The organism is Microbacterium sp. Root553, from assembly GCF_001426995.1.
Taxonomy (GTDB): Bacteria; Actinomycetota; Actinomycetes; order Actinomycetales; family Microbacteriaceae; genus Microbacterium.
This window is the reverse complement of the sequence record NZ_LMFY01000001.1, coordinates 151,819-167,160: the sequence shown is the minus strand read 5'-3', so window position 1 is coordinate 167,160 and position 15,342 is coordinate 151,819. Positions and strand designations below refer to the sequence as shown.

Annotated in this window: 15 protein-coding genes; 10 read left to right on the top strand and 5 right to left on the bottom strand. The window is 69.5% G+C overall.

The genetic code is table 11. The features are described from left to right. From tsaB to ASD43_RS00685, 6 genes are read left to right on the top strand one after another with little or no spacing between them, the layout of a single operon-like run. Entirely contained in the window at positions 1–678 is a 678-nt protein-coding gene (gene tsaB / locus ASD43_RS00710; RefSeq protein WP_056418798.1) for a tRNA (adenosine(37)-N6)-threonylcarbamoyltransferase complex dimerization subunit type 1 TsaB, read from the top strand. Further along, a complete protein-coding gene (gene rimI, locus ASD43_RS00705) occupies positions 675–1,181 on the top strand; it encodes a ribosomal protein S18-alanine N-acetyltransferase (RefSeq protein ID WP_056412251.1) in 507 nt (168 codons plus the stop codon). Before tsaB ends, rimI begins: the two co-directional genes overlap by 4 nt. Then, on the top strand, positions 1,178–2,248 hold the full coding sequence (tsaD, locus tag ASD43_RS00700; RefSeq protein ID WP_056412247.1) for a tRNA (adenosine(37)-N6)-threonylcarbamoyltransferase complex transferase subunit TsaD: 1,071 nt from the start codon (positions 1,178–1,180) through the stop codon (positions 2,246–2,248). Before rimI ends, tsaD begins: the two co-directional genes overlap by 4 nt. Next, positions 2,248–2,766, top strand: a complete 519-nt coding sequence (locus ASD43_RS00695; protein WP_235563980.1) for a hypothetical protein — start codon at positions 2,248–2,250, stop codon at positions 2,764–2,766. Before tsaD ends, ASD43_RS00695 begins: the two co-directional genes overlap by 1 nt. 3 nt (positions 2,767–2,769) lie before the next feature. After that, on the top strand, positions 2,770–3,837 hold the full coding sequence (locus ASD43_RS00690; RefSeq protein WP_056412245.1) for a hypothetical protein: 1,068 nt from the start codon (positions 2,770–2,772) through the stop codon (positions 3,835–3,837). Next, positions 3,827–4,933: a hypothetical protein gene (locus ASD43_RS00685; RefSeq protein WP_056412242.1), complete on the top strand. Its 1,107-nt coding sequence runs from the start codon at positions 3,827–3,829 to the stop codon at positions 4,931–4,933. The genes ASD43_RS00690 and ASD43_RS00685 overlap by 11 nt, the downstream gene beginning before the upstream one ends. Before the next feature lie 11 nt (positions 4,934–4,944). Here the strand turns inward: ASD43_RS00685 and ASD43_RS00680 are convergent, their stop codons facing one another. After that, the gene (locus ASD43_RS00680; protein ID WP_056412239.1) at positions 4,945–6,153 is read right to left on the bottom strand and encodes a class I SAM-dependent methyltransferase; all 1,209 of its coding nucleotides are present in this window, start codon (positions 6,151–6,153) and stop codon (positions 4,945–4,947) included. A gap of 147 nt (positions 6,154–6,300) precedes the next feature. Here ASD43_RS00680 and groES point away from each other — a divergent pair, with 147 nt between their 5' ends. The 3 genes from groES to ASD43_RS00665 all read left to right on the top strand — a co-directional run bounded on the left by groES (position 6,301) and on the right by ASD43_RS00665 (position 9,098). Then, positions 6,301–6,597, top strand: coding sequence for a co-chaperone GroES (gene groES, locus ASD43_RS00675; protein WP_017203655.1), 297 nt, complete (start codon positions 6,301–6,303; stop codon positions 6,595–6,597). A 160-nt stretch (positions 6,598–6,757) separates the two neighbouring features. After that, on the top strand, positions 6,758–7,693 hold the full coding sequence (rarD, locus tag ASD43_RS00670; RefSeq protein WP_056412236.1) for an EamA family transporter RarD: 936 nt from the start codon (positions 6,758–6,760) through the stop codon (positions 7,691–7,693). A gap of 145 nt (positions 7,694–7,838) precedes the next feature. Beyond that, positions 7,839–9,098: an ABC transporter substrate-binding protein gene (locus ASD43_RS00665; protein WP_056412233.1), complete on the top strand. Its 1,260-nt coding sequence runs from the start codon at positions 7,839–7,841 to the stop codon at positions 9,096–9,098. Between the two features lie 151 nt (positions 9,099–9,249). On the opposite strand, the gene ASD43_RS00660 is transcribed toward ASD43_RS00665, so the two are convergent. From ASD43_RS00660 to ASD43_RS00645, 4 genes are read right to left on the bottom strand one after another with little or no spacing between them, the layout of a single operon-like run. After that, positions 9,250–10,005 (bottom strand): ABC transporter ATP-binding protein, encoded by a 756-nt coding sequence (locus ASD43_RS00660; protein ID WP_056412229.1) that lies wholly within the window; start codon positions 10,003–10,005, stop codon positions 9,250–9,252. Further along, the gene (locus tag ASD43_RS00655) at positions 10,002–10,955 is read right to left on the bottom strand and encodes an ABC transporter ATP-binding protein (protein WP_056418792.1); all 954 of its coding nucleotides are present in this window, start codon (positions 10,953–10,955) and stop codon (positions 10,002–10,004) included. The genes ASD43_RS00660 and ASD43_RS00655 overlap by 4 nt, the downstream gene beginning before the upstream one ends. Positions 10,956–11,001: 46 nt before the next feature. Further along, complete coding sequence (locus tag ASD43_RS00650; RefSeq protein WP_045253389.1) at positions 11,002–11,979, bottom strand: branched-chain amino acid ABC transporter permease; 978 nt, start codon at positions 11,977–11,979, stop codon at positions 11,002–11,004. A gap of 2 nt (positions 11,980–11,981) precedes the next feature. Continuing rightward, the gene (locus tag ASD43_RS00645; protein WP_235563978.1) at positions 11,982–13,298 is read right to left on the bottom strand and encodes a branched-chain amino acid ABC transporter permease; all 1,317 of its coding nucleotides are present in this window, start codon (positions 13,296–13,298) and stop codon (positions 11,982–11,984) included. Between the two features lie 300 nt (positions 13,299–13,598). On the opposite strand from ASD43_RS00645, the gene guaB reads away from it, so the two are divergent. Then, on the top strand, positions 13,599–15,101 hold the full coding sequence (gene guaB, locus ASD43_RS00640; protein WP_056412225.1) for an IMP dehydrogenase: 1,503 nt from the start codon (positions 13,599–13,601) through the stop codon (positions 15,099–15,101). Positions 15,102–15,342: the final 241 nt, after the last annotated feature.

Here is a 15,342-nt window from a genome sequence, read left to right as displayed (position 1 = left end):
GTGATCCTCGCCGTCGACACCTCTCTGGGCACCGCCGTCGCCCTCATCGACGATGACGGCGTCCGGCTCTCCGACGCCTCGGCAGCGGATCCCCTCGGGCATGCCGAGGTGATCGGCGAGATGCTCGTCCGTGCCCTCGGCGAGGCCCCGGGCGGCGACAACCCGGGCAACGACAACCCGGGCGACGAGAGCGCGGGCGACGGAGCCCCCCTGATCGGCCACGTGGTCGCGGGCATGGGGCCCGGCCCCTTCACCGGACTCCGGATCGGCATCGCGGCGGCACGCGCATTCGCGATGGGTCGCGGTATCCCGGTCGTCCCGGTGCCGAGCCACTCCGCCGCCGCACTCACCGCGATCGAGCACGACGGGATCGTCGGGCCCTTCGCGATCGTCACCGATGCCCGACGTCGTGAGGTCGCGATCACGGTCTTCGACGGCACGGATGCCGACGGACTCCCGATCGTGATCGCCGACACCGTCCTCGTGCCGCGCGCCGAGGCGGACGAGCGCCTGGGAGTCACCCGACGCATCGATGTCGAGACGCTCTCCGCCGTCGATCTCGCGCGCGTGGGGGCGCGAGCCGTCGCCGCCGGTCGGGTTCTCGCCGGCGACGAACCGCTCTACCTGCGCCAGCCCGACGTCCGCGTCCCCGGAGCGCCGAAGAGGGTCGGGCGATGACCCTGCGTGCGGCGACACCCCACGACCTCGACGCGATCATGGCGGTCGAGCGACGCTCCTTCCCGACCGACGCGTGGAGTCCTCAGGCGATGGCCGACGAGCTCTCGAGCCCCCACGGGCGCTACCTGGTCGACGAGCACGAGGGCAGTGTCATCGGCTACGGGGGAGTGCGCGCGCTGCAGGGATCCCGCGACGCCGACATCCAGACCATCGCCTTCGACGAGGAGCACCGGGGTGCCGGGCGCGGCCGCGCGCTGCTGCGCGCGCTCCTGACCGCAGCGGCGGAGCGGGGTGCGCGAGAGGTCTTCCTCGAGGTGCGCGCCGACAACCCCGGCGCCGAGGGGCTCTATCTCTCCGAGGGGTTCGCGGAGATCGGGCGACGCCCGCGCTATTACCAGCCCGACGACGTCGACGCGATCGTGATGCGGCTCGCGCTGCGTGACCGCCGCACGGGCGACGGAGCCGAACCGCTTCAGGATGCCGCGAAGGAGGGCGCCGAATGACCGAGCCGCTGGTGCTGGGCATCGAGACGAGCTGCGACGAGACCGGGATCGGCATCGTCCGCGGACGCACTCTGTTGTCGAACACGATCGCCTCGAGCATGGACGAGCACGCCCGCTACGGCGGCGTCGTGCCCGAGGTCGCCGCGCGGGCGCATCTCGAGGCGCTGCAACCGTCGATCGATGCCGCGCTCGCCGAGGCGGGCGTGCGACTCGACGAGCTCGACGCCGTCGCCGTGACCAGCGGACCCGGTCTGGCCGGTGCCCTGATGGTCGGTGTCGGCGCCGCCAAGGGCCTCGCGGTGTCCCTCGGCACGCCGCTCTACGCCGTGAACCATCTCGTGGGGCACATCGCCGCCGACATCCTGACCCCCGATTCCGATCCTCTGGAGTACCCGACGATCGCGCTGCTGGTCTCCGGCGGACATACGTCGCTGCTGCACGTGCGCGACCTCACCACCGATGTCGAGATGCTCGGCGAGACCATGGACGACGCTGCCGGCGAGGCGTTCGACAAGGTCGCGCGGCTGCTGTCGCTGCCCTACCCGGGTGGGCCGGAGATCGATCGCGCGGCGCGGGAGGGCGACCCGAACGCCATCCGCTTCCCGCGGGGCCTGTCCCGCGCGTCGGATCTGGCCGCCCACCGCTACGACTTCTCGTTCTCGGGTCTCAAGACGGCCGTCGCCCGCTGGGTGGAGCGCTGCGAGGCCGATGGCGTGCCCGTGCCGGTCGCCGATGTCGCGGCGAGCTTCCGCGAGGCCGTGGTCGACGTGCTCGTGACGAAGGCGCTCGCCGCCTGCGCCGATCTCGGGGTGCCTCGCCTGCTGCTGGGCGGAGGCGTCATCGCCAATCGCCGCCTGCGCGAGGTCGCGCTCTCCCGCGCTGCGGCGGCCGGGGTCACCGTCCGCATCCCCCCGCTGTCGCTGTGCACCGACAACGGGGCGATGATCGCCGCCCTCGCCGCCGAGCTGATCTCGTCGGGACGCCGCCCGTCGACGCTCGCCTTCGGTGCCGATTCGACGCTGCCCGTGACCGAGATCCAGGTCGCGGAGCGGAGCGCGGTGTCGTGATGAGCGATGCGACACGGGGAGCCGACGCCGCGGGCACCGATCCGGCGGCGGGCGGGATCGTGCCGCCGGCCAGGATCGACAGGCCCAGCGGTGAGGTGGAGCGCCCGACGGGTGCCGCTCGACTGCCGGGTGCCCGACGCGACGGCTACACGCGGCTGCCCACCGGGCCGGTCGGTGTCGAGCCGGTGGTCGTGACCGGTCCGATGCTCGACGAGGTCAGGCGCGACACGGACTGGCAGCCCTCGACCGAGACCGGGACGGTGACGGCCGCCGTCGATGACACCCGGCTCGCTCCGTGGGCGCTGATGGCCGCGATCGTCGCACTGGCCAGCTCGTTCTTCGTCGGCTGGGGACTTCCGATCGCGGTGATCGCGGTCGTCGCCGCGATCATGTCGCTGCGTCGTCCCGTCGAGAGTCGCGCGATCGCGCGCTGGGCCCTGGTGCTCGGGCTGTGCGCGACGGTCTACAGCCTGGGCTGGCTCGTCTGGGCGGGGATGCAGTTCGAGAGACTCGGATAGCGGATGCTCGGTGCCGAAGAGGCGGTCGAGCTCCGTGCGCTGCAGGAGCGCGCGTACGGCCGCGAGGGGGCGCTGGGTGACGACGAGGTGGCGCGGCTGCGCCGACTCGAGGCGCTGCGCCGGGCGCCGTCCCCGTCGCACACGGAATCCGAGCAACCGGCGGCTCAGGGCGCGGCGGCCCCCGATGCTCCGTCATCCGTCTCCGTCGATCCGGCGCGAGAGTCCGCCCCTGCACCCGCGCCGGACTCGCAGGACACCGGCGCGGAGGGCTCCGCGCCGTCGCCGCGCCGGACGCACCACGGGCGCAGCGCTCTTCTGCTGGCGGCGGTGTGCATCGTGCTCGGCGTGGGGGCGGGATGGCTGCTCTTCGCCGACCGGGACGCCTCGTCGATGTCGCTGACGTCGACGCAGCAGGAATGGCAGAACGCGATCGTGGCCTCGGGGCGGTACGACCCCGGCTCGGTGCGCGCGCTGCGCCAGGAGCAGGACGTGGTCGTCTGGTACGCCACCAAGGGCGACGGTGCCCAGGTGTGCGTCGTGCTGGGCGACGCCGAGTCGACGGCTCCCGCCTGCACGACTCGCGAGCAGGCGCTGGCGCAGGGGGTGAGCGCCAGCCTCGTGACGGTGGTCGACGACTCGCAGACCTTGGATGTCGACGCGTACATGTACCTGACCGATGACGGCGCACCTGCGATCGTCACCAGCAGCTACATATCGATGCCGCAGTCGTCGGCCCAGTTCGCGAATCCCGAGGAGGCGGCTGTCGCGGTCTCCCTCGCGGAGGATGTCGGCCTCGACCGGCGCTCGATCATGGTCGTCGGCTACGACGGCGAGACGCCGATCTGGGTCGGCGTCGACAAGGCGACCCAGCGCTACTGTCTCGTCATCGACGGATCGAGTCCCTCGCCGCCGATGGTGTGCGACGACAGCCTGATGCTGGCAGAGACCGACAGGTCGCTCGGGCTCGTCGTCGACGACGGCGACGGGATCACCCGCTACGAGTACCGGTTCGGCTACGGTCAGGGATACCTCACGGTGACGAGGGACGGGGAGGGCGACGATGCCGCATGAGAGTGACGCCGCCGAACTGCGAGCGCTGCAGGCCAGGGCCTACGGGCGCGGCGGCGGACTCGCCGCTGCGGATGCCGCCCGTCTGGCCGCCCTCGAATCGGCGCGTGTCGTGCGGGCCGCGGGAGGCGCCGGGGACGTCGACGATCCCCTGCCGACCGACGATGCGACTCCGACCGACGATGTGACTCCGGCCGATGATGCGATGTCCGACGGTTCCGTGTCCGACGATTCCGCCACGCCTGTCGACGATGCCGCAACCGCCGACATCGCGCGGGGGACGGGCATCGCGCGCAGAAGGTGGACGTCGCTCGTCGCCGCCTCGGCCGCCCTTCTGCTGGTCGGGCTCGGCGTGGGGTGGGCGGTGTTCGCAGAGAAGGGCGACGGGATCGCCCTCACCGCGGCGCAACAGGAACGGCGGGCGACGCTCCAGGACGACGGCGGGTACGACCCGGGGAGCCTCAGGGCGATCGGCCAGGACGACGATGCGCTGGTCTGGCTCGCCACGAAGGACGACGGCGACCTGAGCTGTCTCACCCTCGACGTCGCGGCGGAGTCGTCGACGCAGTGCGCTCCCACCGAGGATCTCGAGAGAGGCTGGGGATTCGGAGTGAGCGTCGTCGCCCCGGCCGGCGATGGCGACGAACCTGCGCAACAGTTCTCCGCGACGGCGGCGCGCGCGACCACGGGCGAGTTCGTGGCGATCGTGCAGCGCTGGGACACGAGCGGGAACGACTGGCTGTCGCAGTTCGAGGGGGCGGAGCGGGATCGGGCGGAGCAGCTCGCGGACGAGGGGTTCGACGAGTACACCTACTCGATCGTCGGCGATTTCCAGCAGAAGCCCGTCTGGTTCGGTCAGCGCACCACCGGCGCGGTGACCGAGGACTGCCTGGTCGTCGACGCCCTCGACGCGACCCAGTGCGTGCGTGCCGGCGAATCCCGAGAGGGCGGCATCGGCATCAGGACGACGACGTTCGACGAGGGGGCGGGCCGGACCGTCACGTCGGATGTGCTCCTCTCGTTCACCCGCAGCGGCACCCCGTACCTCGTGGTGAGCGGCGACGTGCCGGCGTCCGCGACGGGCACGGATGCGGGGTGACCGCGCCACGGCTATCCGGCCGCGGGAACCCGGTCGGCGAGGATCGCACGCCGCTGGTCGCCGACGCGGGTGAGGATCAGCGTGGCCGACGCGTCGCCCGTGAGCGCGAGCTTCTTGCGGAAGGCGGCGGGATCGATGTCCATCCCGCGCTTCTTGATCTCGAGGGTGCCGATCCGGTGGGCCTTGAGAACGGCGCTGATGGCCTTCGGGTTGGCCGGCATCGTCTCACGCACCCGGAAGCTCTGCACGAACGGGCTGGTCAGCGCTGAGTCCGAGGTCAGGTACGCGATCCGCTCGTCGAGCATCCCCGCCTCGAGCGAGCGCGCGACGTCGCCGATCAGACGGGCGCGGATCACCGCCCCGTCGGGCTCGTGCAGGAACGCGCCGAGCTCGCGCACCGGCGCGTCCTCGGCGTCGGCACCGGCGGTCATCTCGTGCGAGCGCTCGCCGCGGATGACCAGTGCTGCGCGGCGCACCCCTTCGCGTGCGAGTGCTCCTGTCCACAGGACCAGCTCGACGACGCTGCCCTCCGCGCTCACCCACTGCGCCTCGGCGTCGGCGGGGAGGGCGTCACGGTCGTGCCCGGGGCCGAGCTTGATGCCGGAGGGGATGCGGGATGCCAGCTCGAACGCCCAGTCCAAGGGGGGAGAGTAGTCGTCGGACGAGACACGGCGGGTCTCGCTGTGTCCTGAGGTGCGGCGGGCGGGGTCCATCCAGATCGCGGTGACGCCGTCCTTCTCCGTCGGCGCGTGCTCCTGCGCGGTGCCGTGCGCGACCGTGGCGCTGTCGGCGAACGGTGCGAGGTTGTAAGCGGCGATGGCCGCGGTGACCTCGTCGGCGTCGACCGCCGACACGTCGAGCCCGGCGCCGGCGAAGGCGAGGGAGTCCCCGCCGATGCCGCAGCCGAGGTCGGCGACGCCGGTGATGCCGGCGCGGCGCATCCGCTGGGCATGGCGGGCGGCGACGCCGAGGCGGGTGGCCTGTTCGAGACCCGCGCGGGTGAACAGCATCCGCGCGGCGAAGTCGCCGAACTTCGCCTGCGCACGAGAGCGCAGTGCGGCCTGTCCGACCACGGCCGACACGAGGTCGGGGGAGTGGCCGGCGGCGCGCAGCCGCGACACGGCCCTCGCCACGTCGGCGCCCTTTTCGATCGGGCCGAGAGCGTCCAGCAGCTCCAGGCCCTCGGGGGTCAGCAGTGCGCGCAGTTCGGACATCTCCACCCGGCAAGCTTAGGCGGCGGCGAGGTCGGCACGATTGGCACTCGCATTGCATGAGTGCCAGCCGACGCCCTACACTGGGTGTTAGCACTCTCGGGTTGAGAGTGCGAAAAAGTCTTCCTGTCAGCGTCAAGAAAGAAGAGGTAGACCGTGTCGGTTTCCATCAAGCCGCTCGAGGACCGCATCGTCATCAAGCAGGTCGAGGCCGAGCAGACCACCGCGAGTGGCCTGGTCATCCCCGACACCGCCAAGGAGAAGCCCCAGGAGGGCGAGGTCGTGGCCGTTGGCCCCGGCCGCATCGATGACAACGGCAACCGCGTTCCGCTCGACGTCGCCGTGGGCGACCGTGTCCTGTACAGCAAGTACGGCGGCACCGAGGTGAAGTTCGGCGCAGACGAGTTCCTCGTCCTGTCGGCACGCGACGTGCTCGCGGTCGTCGTCCGCTGAGACAACGTCTTCGAAAGGGCCCGGATGCATCTCGCATCCGGGCCCTTTCCGTATGTGTGACGGGTCCGGCTCCCGCCACTCCTGGGCGCTTTCCTGCCATTCTCCGGCCGCGCACGAGGCCGTGACGATGACCCGAGCGGCGCGGCACTAGGGTTGTCCGGTGACCCCCACGAGCACCGCGATCCGCGCCACGCAGACGGCCGGTGTCGCCTACGCGGGCGGCGCCTATCTGCTCTGGGGCGTGCTGCCTCTCTACTTCCTGCTGCTCGCGCCGACAGGACCGTGGGAGGTCGTGGCCTGGCGGGTGCTGCTGTCGCTCCTGTTCTGCGTCATCCTGCTCACGGTGACTCGGGGATGGCAGGCCTTCGGCGCGATCGTCCGCCAGCCCCGGCTGCTGGGATGGACGGCCCTGGCCGGCGTGCTGATCTACGTCAACTGGCAGGTCTTCGTGTTCGGCACGCTCAGCCACAACGTCGTCGAGACCAGCCTCGGCTACTTCATCAACCCGATCATGACGGTGCTGCTCGGGGTGTTCGTTCTCAAGGAGCGCATCCGACGCCTGCAGTGGGTGGCTGTCGGCATCGCCTCGGTCGCGGTGATCGTGATCGTGGTGCTGTACCGGTCGTTCCCCTGGATCGCTCTCTCGCTCACCGTCTCCTTCGGCGTCTACGGGCTCATCAAGAAGAAGATCGGCCCGGCCGTCGACGCGATCAGCGGACTGACCCTCGAGTCGTTCTGGTTGATCCCCATCGCCGTGGTCCAGCTGGTGCTCGTCGCCACCGGCCCCGGCCTCACGATGGGGGCCAACGGCACAGGTCACGCCGTGCTGCTCGCTCTCGCGGGTGTCGCCACCGCCGTGCCCCTGCTCCTGTTCGCGGCGGGGACCCGGCGGATCGACCTCACGGTCATCGGGATGATCCAGTTCGTGACCCCCGTGATGCAGTTCATCATCGGCGCCGCCGTGCTCGGCGAGCCCATGCCGATCGAACGGTGGGTGGGGTTCGTCCTCGTCTGGGTCGCGATCGCGGTCTTCCTCGTCGACCTGGTGCTCGCCGCCCGTCGAGGGCGTCGGAACGGGCGCCCGGAACCGGTCTGAACTCCGGAATCACGCGGCGCGGAACCCGGTGTCGGATCGTTAACGCACCGAAACATCGGCGACCCCTACGCGAAGCCTTTCAGTCCTAGTGTTAGAGCCACCCGACCGTGGTCACAATCCACGGCCAGTCACGCAAGGGAGCATCATGACCTCATTCACGCGCTCGCGCAGCGCCCGATTCCTCGCGGGAGTCGCGCTGCTCAGCGTCTCGGCGATCGTCGTCGCAGGCTGCAGCAGCACCCCCTCGGACGACTCGTCCGACGGCGGCAGCACTTCCGCCGCCGATCTGACTCTCAAGCTGGGCTCGCTGCTTCCGCAGACCGGCTCGCTGGCGTTCCTGGGCCCGCCCATGGAGTCCGGCGTGGGCCTCGCGGTCAAGGAGATCAACGACGCCAAGGCGGGTGTGACCATCGACCTCACCGCCGAGGACGAGGGCGACACCGACACCAAGGCCTACGAGACCTCGATCACCAAGCTCCAGGGCGCCGGCGTCTCGGCCATCGTGGGTGCCGCGGCATCCGGTGTCTCCAAGCTGATCCTCGACGGAAACGTCAGCGCAGGCATCCTGCAGATCTCCGCCTCGAACACCTCGCCCGACTTCACCGCGTGGGACGACGACGGACTCTACTTCCGCACCGCCCCCAGCGACCTGCTGCAGGGTGAGGTGCTCGGCAACCTGATCGCCGAGGACGGCGCCAAGTCGCTCGGCATCATCTACCAGAACGACGCGTACGGCACCGGCCTCGACGCGGCGATCAAGGAGACGTTCGAGGGCACCGGTGGCGAGGTCGTCGCGGAGGCGTCGTTCAACGTCGGCGACGCGCAGTTCGACGCACAGGTCGAGACGATCAAGGCGCAGAACCCCGACGCGGTCGCGATCGTGTCGTTCGACCAGTTCAAGACCCTCGCACCGCTGCTGGTGAACGCCGGCATCTCCGCCGACAAGTTCTACCTCGTCGACGGAAACCTGTCGGACTACGGCGACGAGATCCCGGTCTCGCTCGAGGGCGCCCAGGGCACCAAGGCCGGCCCCGCGCTCGCGGACGACTTCACCGACCGTCTGCAGACGTACTGGACGGGTGAGGGCAACTCCGAGGTCAAGGACTTCACCTACGCGGCCGAGGCGTACGACGCCGTCGTACTCGTGGCGCTGGCCTCGCTGGCCGCAGACTCCACCGAGGGCGCGGACATCGCGGCCAAGATGCAGGAGGTCTCGGGCGGTTCGGGCGACGGCGAGAAGTGCACCAGCTTCGCCGACTGCGCCAAGATCATCAACGACGGCGGAACGGCCGACTACGACGGCTACTCCGGTGACGTCACGTTCGACGAGGCGGGCGACCCCCAGGGTGCCTCGATCGGCATCTACAAGTACGGCGCCGACAACATGATCGAGCGCACCAACTGATCGTCGGTCACCGCACCTGCTGATCGCACACACGAAGGCCCCGGATGCTGCATCCGGGGCCTTCGTCGTATCTGCGGCGTCGTGCATGCCCCGTCAGGACACGAGAGAGGGGCGGATGCCGCAGCATCCGCCCCTCTTCCGTCTCGGTCGCTCAGGCGGCGTCGGTGCCCAGCGTGCCCAGGTACAGTCCGATCACCTTCGGGTCGTTGAGCAGGTCGCGCCCGCTGCCCTCGTAGGCGTCCTTGCCCTGGTCGAGCACATAGCCGCGGTCGCAGATCTGCAGGCAGCGCCTGGCGTTCTGCTCGACCATGATGGTCGTGACGCCGGCCTTGTTGATGTCGGAGACCCGGATGAACGCGTCGTCCTGACGCACCGGGCTGAGCCCGGCCGACGGCTCGTCGAGCAGGAGCACCGAGGGGTTCATCATCAGGGCGCGCGACATCGCGACCATCTGCCGTTCACCGCCCGACAGAGAGCCCGCGCGCTGCTTGAGGCGCTTCCCCAGCTCGGCGAAGATTCCGGTGACGAACTCGAGCCGCTCGGCGTACGCCTTGGGGTTCTGGTAGAGCCCCATCTGCAGGTTCTCCTCGATGGAGAGCGAGGGGAACACGTTGTTCGTCTGCGGGACGAATCCCACGCCGCGTCTGACGAGCTTGTCGGCCTTGAGGCCGACGATGCTGTCGCCGTTCAGCGTGATCTCGCCGTCGCGGACGTTCACGAGGCCGAAGATCGCCTTCAGCAGGGTCGACTTGCCGGCGCCGTTCGGACCGATGATGCCGATCAGCTCTCCCTTGCGGGCGACGAGATTCGCGCCGTTGAGGATGTTCACCCCCGGCAGGTACCCGGCGTGCACGTCCTTCAGCTCGACGACGACGTGGTCGTCCTGCACGGATGCGTCAGCGCTCATGCGCGTCCCTCCTGGGTGTTGTCGGCGTCGAGCTCTGCCTCGGCCTCTGCTTCGATCTGCTCACGCAGCTTCACGGCCGCGGTGTCGGCGAGCACGGGGATGCGTCCGGTCACCGCACCCAGGTCGACGTCCTGATGGGCTCCGAGGTACGCGTCCACGACGGCCGGATCCTCCATGACCTCCTCGGGTGGCCCCTCGGCCACCACGCGCCCCTCGGCCATCACGACCACCCAGTCGGCGATGTGACGCACCATATGCATGTCGTGCTCGACGAAGAGCACGGTCATGCCCTGGTCCTTGAGGTCGAGGATGTGGTCGAGCAGCGACTGCGTCAAGGCCGGGTTGACGCCGGCCATCGGCTCGTCGAGCATCACCAGCGTCGGGTCGCTCATCAGCGCCCTGGCCATCTCGAGGAGCTTGCGCTGGCCTCCCGAGAGCGCCGCGGCGAAGTCCTTCTCCTTGGCGTCGAGCTTGAATCGGGCGAGGAGCTCGCGCGCCTTCACCTCGATCTCCTGGTCCTGCTTTCGCCACAGGAACGGGAACAGGCTCGACCAGAATCCCTCGCCTCGCTGGTTCGGGGCACCGAGCTTCATGTTCTCGAGCACGGTCAGCAGCGACAGCGACTTGGTCAGCTGGAACGTGCGCACCTGGCCCATCCGAGCGACCTTGAAGGAGGGGACGCCCGACAGGTTCGTGCCGTCGAACGACCACGATCCGCTGTTCGGCTTGTCGAACCCGCACAGCAGATTGAACAGGGTCGTCTTGCCCGCGCCGTTCGGCCCGATCAGGGCGGTGATGGCGCCGCGGGGGATCTCGACGTGATCCACGTCGACGGCGGTCAGGCCGCCGAAGCGACGCTGCACGGCATCGACGACGAGGATCGGGTCGACCTTGGCGACGCCGGGGGCCGCGGGGCCCTTCGTGAGTCCTGTGGTCTTGGGGCGGCGGATGCTCCCGGTCGAGGGCGCCGCCTGGGCGCTCTCGTCGGGGGTCAGTTCATTTGACAAAGGTCATCTCCCTCTTGTCTCCGAGGATGCCCTGAGGTCGGAAGATCACGAGCAGCATCAGGGCGATGCCGACGAAGATGAACACCAGCGTGGATGCCTGGCTGTCGGACATGGGCAGGAGGCCGGCCTTCGCCATGCTCGGGAGCAGGTTGGCGAGGAACGCGAACACCACCCAGAACAGGATCGCGCCGAGCGTGGGGCCGAAGACCGTCGCGGCGCCTCCGAGCAGCAGCACGGTCCAGAGGAAGAACGTGAGCGAGGTCGTGTAGCTGCCGGGCACGACGGCGGAGGGGAGCACGAACACGATCCCGCCGGCCGCGCCGACGATGCCGCCGACCACGAGCGCCTGCATCTTGTACGCGAAGACGTTCTTGCCGAGCGAGCGCACGGCATCCTCGTCCTCGCGGATGCCCTTGAGCACGCGGCCCCAGGGGCTGCGCATCAGCGCCCAGACCACGAGGATCGACACCGCGAGCAGCACCACGCCGAACACGCGGTTCCAGAGGTCGTTGGCGGTGTAGGTCCAGGGCCCGAAGCCGTAGGTGCCCGGGGGGAAGGGGTTCGCGTCGCGGAACCCGCCGTTGTACTGCGCGAGTCCGTCGGCCGAGTTCGTGAACTCGTCGAACACCTGGGTCGTGAACAGCAGTCGCACGATCTCTCCGGCCGCGATCGTCGCGATGGCGAGGTAGTCGGCGCGGAGCCGCAGGGTCGGGATGCCGAGGAGGATCGCGAACAGGGCGCCGCCGCAGAGACCGATGAGCATGCCCACCCACCACGGGAGCCCGAAGGAGAGGACGGAGATGGCGTAGCCGTAGCCGCCGACCGCCATGAACGCGGCCATGCCGAAGTTGAGCAGACCGGCGTAGCCGAAGTGCACCGCCAGACCGGTCGCCGCCAGCGCGTACGCGATGGTGACGGGGCTGAACAGGTAGACGGCCGTGTTGGAGAAGATGCTTCCGAAGTCCATCGTCAGCCCAACCTTTCCTTGCGTCCGAGCAGGCCCTGCGGCCTCACCAGGAGGATGACGATGAGGACGACGAGCGCGCTCGCGTACTTGAGGTCGGACGGGATCCACAGCGTGGAGACCTCGACCGCGATGCCCACGATGAGCGAGCCGACGAGGGCGCCGAACGCGGTGCCGAGCCCGCCGAGCGTGATGGCCGCGAAGATGAGCAGGAGCATCTGCATGCCCATGTCCCACTTCACGCCGGGGCGGAAGTACGCCCAGAGGATGCCGGAGATCGCGGCCAGGGTGCCGGCCAGGATCCAGACGTAGCGGATGACGCGGTCGACGTCGATCCCCGACGCCGCCGCGAGCTGCGGGTTGTCGGAGATGGCTCTCGTCGCCTTTCCGATGCGGGTCCTGGTGAGGAACCACGCGACTCCGAGGATGACGACGATGCTGACCGCCATCGCGATCATGTCGATGTACGACAGCGAGATCGGGCCGAGGCGGATCGGCTCGGGGCTGGCGCCGGGCAGCTGCTGCGTGCCGCCGCCGATCATGTACTGGAACACGTAGCGCAAGGCGAGCGAGAGGCCGATGCTGACGATCATGAGCTGGACGATGCCCAGGCCGCGCCGTCGCAGCGGCCGCCAGATGCCCGCGTCGAGTGCCCAGCCGAAGAGCCCTCCGCCGATCACCGCCGCGGTGATCCCGAGCCACAGCGGCAGATGCCAGAAGCTGGTGGTGACCAGGGCGACCAGGCCGCCCCAGGTGACCATCTCGGCGTGGGCGAAGTTGGACAGGCGGGTCGTGCCGTAGATCAGCGCCGCGCCCATCGAGGCGAGCGCCAGGAGGAGGCCGAAGTTCAGCCCGCCGACGAGTCGGGAGGCGAGCTGGTCGATGAACGACACGGTGATCCGCTCGCCCTCGCCGAGGAAGAGGTTGGTGATCTTGGTGCCGGTGAGACCGAACTCGACCTCGAACGACGCCGTGGTCCCCGCGATCGGCTGCGCGCCCTCGGGGAGCTGCGCGGCATCGACGATCACGCCCTCGGGCAGGGTCTCCTCGTCGACGGTGAGGGTGTACGTCTCCTTCTCGGGCACATACAGGCGCCACTTGCCCTCGGCGTCCGTCTCGGTCTCACCCTCGAAGCCGTTGCCCTCGATGGTCATGACCACACCCTCGACCGGTGCGTCGTCGAAGGTGATGACGCCGGCGAAGTAGAAGTCGGTGATCTCCTGACCGTCGTCCGTCTCTTCGGCGGAGGCCGCGGACGGAGGCTGCAGCCAGAGGAATGCGATGGCGAGGAGCGATGCCAGCAGGATGATGACCCACCGCACTCCGCTTCGATTCGCCGAGATCGTCGGACGCACAGAACCTCCACCCGGTACACAGGCCAGCGACGGAGTTGTGCATCGGCCTTGATGTACGACGGTATGAGCGTAATGTGTCGGCTCTGTTTCGACCAAGGCACGATCTGCTCACGCTGGGAACGATCCCATCACGAAGTTGCCCACGATGCTCGTCCCCGGACGCATCCGTTCGGTGCGGTGACGGCGGCGCGCGGGAATTTCCCCGGCCTCCCGACACTTAGAATTGGTACACCCTCGCCCGAGATCCCGCCCGCAGGAGGACAATCCATGGACCAGCACGACCCCTTCGGCTTCGTCGGACTCACGTATGACGACGTGCTGCTTCTTCCCGGGCACACCGATGTGATCCCCAGCGAGGCGGACACCTCCTCGCGGATCACGCGCCGCATCTCGGTCGCGACCCCGCTGCTCTCGAGCGCCATGGACACCGTCACCGAGTCGCGCATGGCCATCGCGATGGCACGCGAGGGTGGCATCGGCATCCTGCACCGCAATCTCTCGATCGCCGATCAGGCCGCTCACGTCGACCGCGTCAAGCGCAGCGAGTCCGGCATGATCACCGATCCGATCACCACCTCGCCCGACGCGACGGTCGAGGAGGTCGACGCGCTGTGCGCCAAGTACCGCATCTCAGGTCTTCCGGTCGTCGACCCCGACGGGCGCCTGGTCGGCATCATCACCAACCGTGACATGCGCTTCGTCTCGGGCTTCGAGCGCCAGACGACGTTCGTGAAGGACGTCATGACCTCCGAGGGTCTCGTCACGGCGCCCGTCGGCGTCGCCGCCGGCGAGGTCATCGCCCTCTTCGCACACCACCGGGTCGAGAAGCTGCCGCTCATCGACGACGAGGGCCGGCTCGCCGGTCTCATCACCATCAAGGACTTCGACAAGAGCGAGAAGTACCCGCTCGCCACCAAGGACGACCAGGGGCGGCTGCGCGTCGGCGCGGCCATCGGGTTCTTCGGCGACGCGTGGGAGCGTGCGGAGGCCCTTCGCGATGCCGGCGTCGACGTGCTCGTGGTCGACACCGCGAACGGTCAGTCGCAGGGCGTGATCGAGCTCGTCAAGCGCATCAAGGCCGACGAGAGCTTCGCCCACATCGACGTGATCGGCGGCAACGTCGCCACCCGCGAGGGCGCGCAGGCGCTCGTCGACGCGGGCGTGGACGCCGTCAAGGTGGGTGTCGGACCGGGGTCGATCTGCACCACCCGCGTCGTCGCCGGTGTGGGCGTCCCCCAGGTCACGGCCGTCTACGAGGCCTCGCTCGCCGCTCGTCCCGCCGGCGTGCCGGTGATCGCGGACGGCGGATTGCAGTACTCGGGCGACATCGCCAAGGCGCTCGTCGCCGGGGCCGACGCGGTCATGCTCGGCTCTCTGCTCGCCGGGACCGACGAGTCGCCGGGTGAGATCGTCTTCCAGTCGGGCAAGCAGTTCAAGCAGTACCGCGGCATGGGATCGCTGGGGGCGATGCAGACCCGCGGCAAGCAGACCTCGTACTCCAAGGACCGCTACTTCCAGGCCGACGTGCCCAGCGACGACAAGCTCATCCCCGAGGGCATCGAGGGTCAGGTGCCGTACCGCGGACCGGTGGCGGCCGTCGCCTACCAGCTCGTCGGCGGTCTGCGTCAGTCGATGTTCTACGTGGGCGCCCGCACGATCGAGGAGCTCAAGCAGCGCGGCAAGTTCGTGCGCATCACGGCGGCGGGGCTCAAGGAGTCCCACCCGCACGACGTGCAGATCGTCGTCGAGGCGCCGAACTACAAGCGCTGAGCGACACGACCAGGGGCCGGATGCGATCGCATCCGGCCCCTCGTCGTGGGTGCTCCGTGCGTCGGCCGAGGTCAGGGGCGCGCCGCGCCGATGCTGCGCGGGCGGCGGCGCTCGACGCGGTCAGCCGATGCCCCGCGAAGACCCCCGTATATGCGAGTATCTAGATACAACCGCTCGACTTCCCCTCGAGCCCCCGGCGCGAGGAGCGCAGGGGGTGGTGCCCCGGATCCCCAGTCCGGGT

Excerpts from the sequence above, each read along its gene's own strand:
- rimI (WP_056412251.1), top strand. The coding sequence starts at position 675 with ATGACCCTGCGTGCGGCGACACCCCACGACCTCGACGCGATCATGGCG.
- tsaD (WP_056412247.1), top strand. The coding sequence starts at position 1,178 with ATGACCGAGCCGCTGGTGCTGGGCATCGAGACGAGCTGCGACGAGACC.
- ASD43_RS00695 (WP_235563980.1), top strand. The coding sequence starts at position 2,248 with ATGAGCGATGCGACACGGGGAGCCGACGCCGCGGGCACCGATCCGGCG.
- ASD43_RS00690 (WP_056412245.1), top strand. The coding sequence starts at position 2,770 with ATGCTCGGTGCCGAAGAGGCGGTCGAGCTCCGTGCGCTGCAGGAGCGC.
- ASD43_RS00685 (WP_056412242.1), top strand. The coding sequence starts at position 3,827 with ATGCCGCATGAGAGTGACGCCGCCGAACTGCGAGCGCTGCAGGCCAGG.
- ASD43_RS00665 (WP_056412233.1), top strand. The coding sequence starts at position 7,839 with ATGACCTCATTCACGCGCTCGCGCAGCGCCCGATTCCTCGCGGGAGTC.
- ASD43_RS00660 (WP_056412229.1), bottom strand. The coding sequence starts at position 10,005 with ATGAGCGCTGACGCATCCGTGCAGGACGACCACGTCGTCGTCGAGCTG.
- ASD43_RS00650 (WP_045253389.1), bottom strand. The coding sequence starts at position 11,979 with ATGGACTTCGGAAGCATCTTCTCCAACACGGCCGTCTACCTGTTCAGC.
- guaB (WP_056412225.1), top strand. The coding sequence starts at position 13,599 with ATGGACCAGCACGACCCCTTCGGCTTCGTCGGACTCACGTATGACGAC.